Source organism: Mesonia mobilis DSM 19841 (assembly GCF_000423405.1).
GTDB lineage: Bacteria > Bacteroidota > Bacteroidia > Flavobacteriales > Flavobacteriaceae > Mesonia > Mesonia mobilis.
In genome coordinates this window covers 1-7,205 of sequence record NZ_AUHX01000024.1, presented here as the reverse complement: position 1 = coordinate 7,205, position 7,205 = coordinate 1, and the positions used below count along the sequence as shown (strand labels likewise).

Below are 7,205 nucleotides of genomic sequence, written 5' to 3'. Positions count from 1 at the left end.
TAATGCTTGCAAATACAATCTGGCTTGTAAAAAGCTCTATGATCGTTTAGTAGCCAAAGGAAAGAGTAAGAAATTAGCTTTGATCGCGGTATGTAATAAATTGCTGAAACAGGCCTTTTCGATCGCCAAGTCGGGTTTGGCCTATGATGCAAATTACGTATCAGTTTTAGCGACGAAGTAGTATTAAAATTAATAAAGATATGAAGTACTAAGATTAAAGAAATAGAGGTTTTAGTACAGGATAAATATGCTCTAAAATTAAGGAAGAAAAGAGTTGCTTTTTACCTCAGTTCTTTGTTGTGCGTAGTACTTTTTATTTTAGAAAGAACCTCAATTATATCTGTATTCTTAATTTTATTCTCTTTTAAAAATTCTTGTAAAATTTTTATCCCTTTTTCTTTTTCACCAACTCTTGCATATAAAAAAGCTAAAATATATTTAGGATTAGGGAATCGAATATCGTATTGAAAACTATTATTATTTGTTTGTCTTTGTGCTATTTCAATATTTTTTTCAATTGAATTGTAAGAGTTTAAATGATTTTCTATTTTTTTTAAATCAGTCTTAATAATTTTTTCTATAGATTTTTTGAAGAATTTATCATTCCATAATGATATTTTATTTTTTGTATCAAAAAATTCTAAGTTTTCAAAAAGGTGTAAAGTACTTGAATTTTTTCTAAATGAACCATTTTCATTTAATATAGGAATAAATTTAAAGTTATTACCAATCATTAAGTTTCCATTTAAACCTCGGTAAGAGAATCTAATAATAGGTTTTATTTCATTAGAATTATAATTTTTAGTCCATAAATATTTATAACTATTGTTTTCCAGACCAATTTTATTTAATTCAGGAGTTATGATCTCATTTAAGGTAGTTTCAATAAATTTTGCACTTGGCAAATCAATATTGGATAGCCTTTTAATATTCAATAAATTATAAATATTCACAACAATTTTGTTTCGTATTACGCACAACGGTCTTGTATATTTGTCAGTTGTGGGAATTTAGGTACTAAAGATAGTAAAAAGAACTGACTTTGACGCGTGAGCGTCTGTGTCCGCAGGACACAGAACCACAATTGGAAATATACGTTGTTGGCTAACGTTTTTTTAGTCAATTCCTAAATCATTTGTAATTGAGTGTTCCAATTTGATTTCGCTAATTGGTATTCCCATATTTCTGTTTATAATTCCGATTATTATTCGCTCAACCTCATATTTACTCGTTACATTTTGGATATCAATGAGTTTTTCTTGATTCAATGCAATTGTCCAATTAAGTAAGTCACGTATTGTTCCACTTGAAACAGGTGTAGTTCGCTTTATGGTTTTAATTCCGAAAATTTTTACGTGAGAACCTAAATTTGGATTAAAATCGAGAGAAACTAATTCAGGTAATTCAAGCCCGATTTCTGTTTCCAATTGATACCAACTTTCTTTAAGTTCGGATTGAGTAAGCAATTCCGATAATTTTGTTTCGGGTTTAATTTTTTTATCTGTCAATATCAGATTCTGAAATGCGTTTCTAATTCGGTAAAAAACGATTTGAGTTAAGCATTTTTCAGTCGGATTTATAATGATTTTATCATAAACAGAATCCACAAAATTTTGAACGGTATAAATTTTTTCAGCGTCGGAATCTTTAATTCGTATTCCAAATTTGTTCTCTACTGACATCAATAATTCTACAGAATCTAGTCCCATTTCTGATTTGGTTTAAATGTTTGCCAACGGTCTTGTATAACAATCAGTTGCGGGTTGGTTAAAATCTAAGATAGCTAAAATTACCGACTTTTATGCTTGCGCGGTTGTGTCCGCAGGACACAAAGCCGCAATTGTTGTTATACGGTGTTACCACACGTATTTCATTATAATCTTTCAATAATGTATTTATCATCCTTTGATTTACTGATTTTTAGACTTGTTCCAATTTGTATTTTTAAATTCTCTTGGTAAATACTATCATCTAGTTTCAAAACTCCACTTCTTGATTTTCCATCCTTCGAACCAATCGTATATTTTGCAATAAAATCCGTATTTCCAGCTTTGAAGTTTAAAGAATAAGAAATTGGTTGTCCTGATTTCTCCTCTGGGAATAAGTGTTTGTTTTCAACTTTAATTCTTATGTTACGACTTTTAACATCACTTTTCGTAATGTTGTCAATGAATACATATCCAGAAGTAAAAGTGCCAAGACTTTTCTTTGTAATTTCCGTTTTGTTTGTTTTCGTTTTTACAGGATTTTGATTCTTAAAGTCTGAATTTTTAAATGCAATCGAGGCACAATTTTTTCTTAATTGCTTTATTTGATTTAGATAAGGATTCTTAAGATTTTTATGATCAATATTTAAAATCGGTTTTAATTGTTTAATTATTTCTGTCTCTAATTTGTCAATTTTCTCTTTGCTTTTAGGATATTCGTAAAATGACAAAGCCATATTATTTTTCATCCAGTTTGTAATTTTTATTTCACTAGCGTTGTCAAATTTGAAATGGCTAAATCTCCTTTTTGAATAGTCACTTTCATTCCTTGGAATTGGAGTTAAATTCTCCTTAACGCATAATATTGAACCAATAGACTTTCTTACTGTCGAACTTCCAGTTTTCCCAGTTGTAAAATGAGTTTTTGAATCTCTCTTTTCTTGGCTTGATTCAGTTTTCCCAATGTATATTATTTGATGTTTAGAAATAGAATCACCTAATAATGGAAAGTCGTTGCCGATATAAAAAAACGCATAAATTCCAGGAAGCTGTGAAAATGTTTTTGTTTTCAAAAAATCAGCTTCTCTTTCTTTAAGTAATTCTATAATTTCTTCTGTTGTCACTGGTCTCTTTTATATGTGTGGTAACGTGCGTGTATATGACAAGTAGCGTGCAAAAAAGAGCTAATTTTTCGGTTGAGCTACAAGCCAATTTTTTGTTTTAAGTTTTTACCTTTAAATGTCAAAAACGCCAAAAATAAAAAATTGGCGACTTTCCAATTATACCGAAATTTTCGGTTTAGGAAAGTCGCAGCTATTTGTTATATACGGTGTTAGCCACTGGCTTTTTACGTTTCATTTGGTTTTTCGAAATTTTAATATTGGTTCTGAATTGAGCGTTGGCAAGACATACTCTTTTGCAATTTTTGGCGTAGCGTTGGCTCTTGCGAATTGTAAATGGGTATGACTTTAAGCGGTGGCTTTTTTTATTATCGACGCTAATTCTTCAAAATTTGAAATTCCATTTATTATTTTTGAATCAATCCAATTTATTCCATTGCCTGGTTGAAATGAAATTATCCCTGTTTTGTATGGATATTCCTTATCGTTTATAGTTTGAACCCAATCCATTGGAAGTTTTTTTAATTTTATAATTTCGTTAAAGTCATTTGATAATTTATTAGGAGAACTTCCCTTTACCACAAGAAGAAGAATACCTGTACTTATATTTTTTGCAACCTGTAAATATCCACTTAGTTGAGAATAGTCTTTTAATGAAAGTTGTTGCAAATATTTCACTTCAAATAGTATAAGGTGGGTTTTGTTTTCCTTCTTTATGGCAAATAAAATATCTAATTTTAATTTAGGAATATATTCGTTTTCAAAGCTAATTTCTGTATTAAGCTTGGTGCTAACTTCTTTGATCATTACGTCAAGAGATTTATTTACACTATATGCTATTTCTATGTTTGATTCTATATAACCTCTTAAGTATTTAATGAATTTTTCTGAAAACTCTTCGTAAAAATCTATTTCCTTCATATTATCTTGACTTCCAAATTTGATGTTTGTGTATTTTGTTGAATAAGTTTTTGGTTTTTCGTACTAGAGATATTGGAACAAATTACAGCACGATCATTAGAATTATTTATAATTAAAATTGGCTCGTTTTCTGTTCCATAATATCTCTTTACTTCTAATTTAGTAGGCATATTTGATTCAATAATTTTAGCCATTGGTCCTTTATGTCGCTTACCATTGAGTTCATCTGCTAAAAGAAATGCTAAACCTTGTTTTAATCCATAATAAGATATAAAAGTTCTATTATCACTTAATAAAGATTTTACTGAAAGTTGTAAGTTTTCTATTTGGCAATTGTTAAAGTGTTCGTTTGAAATCGATTCATATTGTTTTTGTATTTCTTCAATAGCTCCTTTACTTAAACGTGGAAAAAATGAAATTAAACTATTTTTATTTTGAACTACTTTTTCGACTTCTTTAATAGGCGCAAACTTACAGCCTAAAGTTGCACAAAAGTGAAAATAATGAAAATAGAGCTTATTCCTAACCTCTTCAGGCAAGTTACTTGAATTTATATCATTATGAATAGATACTGGACTCGGCTGTCTAATTTTTCTAAACGGACATTCTTCCTGTTCAAATTTTGTTTGATTTTTTTCAATTAATTTTGCATCTATAGATTTAGCTTGTAATGCAAATGAGTGATTTGCTAGAAAAGACCTAATAAGAAATCGAATTTTAAATCCTTTTTTCCACCCTATATAAGTTGGATCAGATGCTGAATGTTGATTCGGATGATTGTATAAAATTTGATCCGTCACACTACCCATTTCAGTTAACCAAGAACAAAGTTGAACAACAAATTTGAAATTTTTTGTGCTTCCCGGAATCTCTAAAGAGACAACGGGTGCTTTATCATCAAAACGGCGATGAGATTTTGATAAGCTAAGTCTAGCATCGAAAATACCTGATAAAAAGTTTTCTGCATTAATTCCTTTCAATAAATTTTTACTTTCTTCTAAGTCTGCATTATTTAATAAAAAACCTATTTTGGGAAGTTTTAAAGTCGTAAGATCGGATTGAATATTCTTGAACCCTTCATCTTCGATTGGTTTAATAAACCATTTCTTGTTTCCAATTTCATAAGTTACTTTAACAGAATATTCATTTTGAAATAAACTAGCTATTCTTTGTAATATATCAACGGCAATATTCCCCATTTTCTTAGGATCCATTCCCCATTTAGCAAATGGTAATTCAATAAGAAATGTATTTTTGTCTAGTCTTCCACCTCCAACCAATAATCCGAGAATGTAAGCTTTATTATGATTAATCATTCGTTTTCTTTAAGGTGTTTAGAAATAGCTCTAGATATAACCCAACCTAATATTGGTGGAACTGCATTACCGATTACTTTATACGCATTTGCAATTGTCTTGTACGGAAATATAAAATCATCGGGGAAAGATTGTATTCTTGCAATTTCCCTTATTGTATATCTTCTATTTTCTAAAGGATGAGTTATCCCACAAGCTTCAGGTTGCGCTGATGCGGTAATTGTGCCGTTTATTTCAGTTAAAGAAAATCTACGATAAAAATTAGGAGAACGATATTTTTTTGGATTGTCGTGTATTTTTCGAAATCTTTCTGACATATCCTCTCTATCCATATTTTTCCAAGAACGTCCTTTATGAATTTTTTCGGGTAATTCTTCAATTGGTGTTTTTGATTTAAAAAGGTTTAATGTTTTTTTGTTACCATAACAAGGACCAATTTTATCAACCATATATTGCCCTGACGGAGAATATTTCCAAAAATCTTTTGATTGGGGAGTATCTTTTTTAATATCAGATAATATAGAACCTAACATAAGGTCATACTTATTATTATTTTCATTTGGAATATCAAATTCCTCAACTACTTTGTCCAATAAATCAAAGTCAAACTTTTTATATTCTTTTTTTAGACCTATAATAATAACCCTATATCTTGCTGAAGGAACTCCATAATTTGAAGCTTTAACTAATTTAAAAACTGTATTGTAACCTAATTTTTTAGTTCTTTTTACGATTTCTTCTGGTATAGATGTTCCATCGGGCATTTTGGAAGACATTATTCCACGAACATTTTCAAAAATAAAACCTATTGGTTTTTTTTCAGATTGTTCTTTTTCTTTCAATATTTTCTCACATTCCTCAAAAAGATTTCCTCTCTCATCGTTTATTCCTTTTCTTAATCCCGCATTAGAAAAGGGTTGGCAAGGAAATCCTGCAATCATAAAATCAAAATCTGGAATTGTTTTATGTGGAACTTCTCTTATATCAGCTTGTATTATTTGATGATCTCCAAAATATTTTTCATTTGATTCATAAGTGAACGTTGCTGCTGGATCAATATCATTTGCTAATATTGTCGAGAAAGGATTTTTGGGATAATATTTATCCCTGAAAGTGAAATCTCCCCTTAATCCCAAGTCCATTCCTCCGCATCCAGAGAATAGGGATAAAACCTTAAAATTATCTGAGCAGATATTCTTTTTCAACGAATAATTTATTTTTGATTGATAGTCTTCTGCTGGCAAAATAGTATCTGTGTTTTCTGTATAATTCATAAGGTGTCAATTTTTAATTGCTTAATATTCTTAGATTTTAAATACCTTAAAGTTTTTTCTGCTACTGTAAATGTAGTATTAGGACAGTCGTATTTAATCGCTTCCTGTGCAAATTTGTTAGCGAAATATAATTCTTTTAATTGTTGATAATCAATGTTAAATATTTTAGATAACTTTTCTAATTTCTGAAAACTAAGTTGTTTAGTATTAGTTTCTATTCGACTTATTGCACTGGAGTTGATGCCTAATTTGGCTCCAAATTCAGTTTGTGTCCAACCAAATTCTTCTCGCTGCTGTTTTATGAATTCTCCGAAATTTGTCATTTTGAGGTATGCACATTTATGTTTGACCTATTTTGGTCAAATTTACAAATATTTTTTTGATTGTGATAGGGGATTTTTGCTCTTTTGGTTTTTAAAGTGATGACTTTTTGCGGAGGGAAAAACCAAATGTGCAAAAATATGCGGTTGGTTTTTAGTTCGGATTTTTTTCAGCTTGTGGCTAACGGTTTTGTGTATGGCTCGTTGCGGGAAATCAGCTATGATTTTCCGCCGAAAACCAAAGATAGCAAATTGCAATGAATTCCGATTAGGAATTCAGCCGCAATGAGCTATACACGTTGTGCTTGTTGCACAATTTACTAAAAAAGATTAATTTCATGGTATGCAAGGAAAAAAAGTATATCAAGAGCAGTTATTCAACAGTTTTCAGTTGAGTGAACGGGTACCGGCCACTAATTTCTACCGCCGATTGAAAGAAGCCTTAAACTTAGATTTTCTCTATGATCTTACTCGAGGTTTTTACGGCAGCAGCGGTCAAAAGAGTATAGATCCTGTAGTGTTCTTTAAACTCTGTCTGGTGGGCTAT

At 30.2% G+C, this 7,205-nt stretch carries 7 protein-coding genes and 2 pseudogenes; 2 read left to right on the top strand and 7 right to left on the bottom strand.

Annotated elements, in window-relative coordinates; all coding sequences use genetic code 11:
* Positions 1-181 (top strand): annotated as a pseudogene (locus G551_RS16670) (IS110 family transposase); the annotation flags it as partial.
* Positions 182-281: 100 nt separating this feature from the next.
* Here the strand turns inward: G551_RS16670 and G551_RS0111895 are convergent.
* The 7 genes from G551_RS0111895 to G551_RS0111855 form a co-directional block, all read right to left on the bottom strand.
* Positions 282-953: a hypothetical protein gene (locus tag G551_RS0111895; protein WP_156876792.1), complete on the bottom strand. Its 672-nt coding sequence runs from the start codon at positions 951-953 to the stop codon at positions 282-284.
* Between the two features lie 162 nt (positions 954-1,115).
* Positions 1,116-1,709 (bottom strand): acyl carrier protein, encoded by a 594-nt coding sequence (locus G551_RS16910; RefSeq protein WP_036243825.1) that lies wholly within the window; start codon positions 1,707-1,709, stop codon positions 1,116-1,118.
* 164 nt (positions 1,710-1,873) lie between these two features.
* Positions 1,874-2,830 carry a GIY-YIG nuclease family protein gene (locus G551_RS16280; RefSeq protein ID WP_051191390.1) on the bottom strand — a complete coding sequence of 319 codons (957 nt, stop codon included), beginning with the start codon at positions 2,828-2,830 and terminating at the stop codon, positions 1,874-1,876.
* Positions 2,831-3,175: 345 nt separating this feature from the next.
* Positions 3,176-3,748 (bottom strand): hypothetical protein, encoded by a 573-nt coding sequence (locus G551_RS0111870; RefSeq protein WP_027885773.1) that lies wholly within the window; start codon positions 3,746-3,748, stop codon positions 3,176-3,178.
* Positions 3,745-5,064: a hypothetical protein gene (locus G551_RS0111865; protein ID WP_027885772.1), complete on the bottom strand. Its 1,320-nt coding sequence runs from the start codon at positions 5,062-5,064 to the stop codon at positions 3,745-3,747. Before G551_RS0111865 ends, G551_RS0111870 begins: the two co-directional genes overlap by 4 nt.
* Positions 5,061-6,338: a DNA cytosine methyltransferase gene (locus tag G551_RS15835; RefSeq protein WP_084626408.1), complete on the bottom strand. Its 1,278-nt coding sequence runs from the start codon at positions 6,336-6,338 to the stop codon at positions 5,061-5,063. The genes G551_RS0111865 and G551_RS15835 overlap by 4 nt, the downstream gene beginning before the upstream one ends.
* Positions 6,335-6,661: a helix-turn-helix domain-containing protein gene (locus G551_RS0111855; RefSeq protein ID WP_027885770.1), complete on the bottom strand. Its 327-nt coding sequence runs from the start codon at positions 6,659-6,661 to the stop codon at positions 6,335-6,337. The genes G551_RS15835 and G551_RS0111855 overlap by 4 nt, the downstream gene beginning before the upstream one ends.
* Before the next feature lie 340 nt (positions 6,662-7,001).
* Here G551_RS0111855 and G551_RS15830 point away from each other — a divergent pair.
* Positions 7,002-7,205, top strand: a pseudogene (locus G551_RS15830) (IS1182 family transposase); the annotation flags it as partial.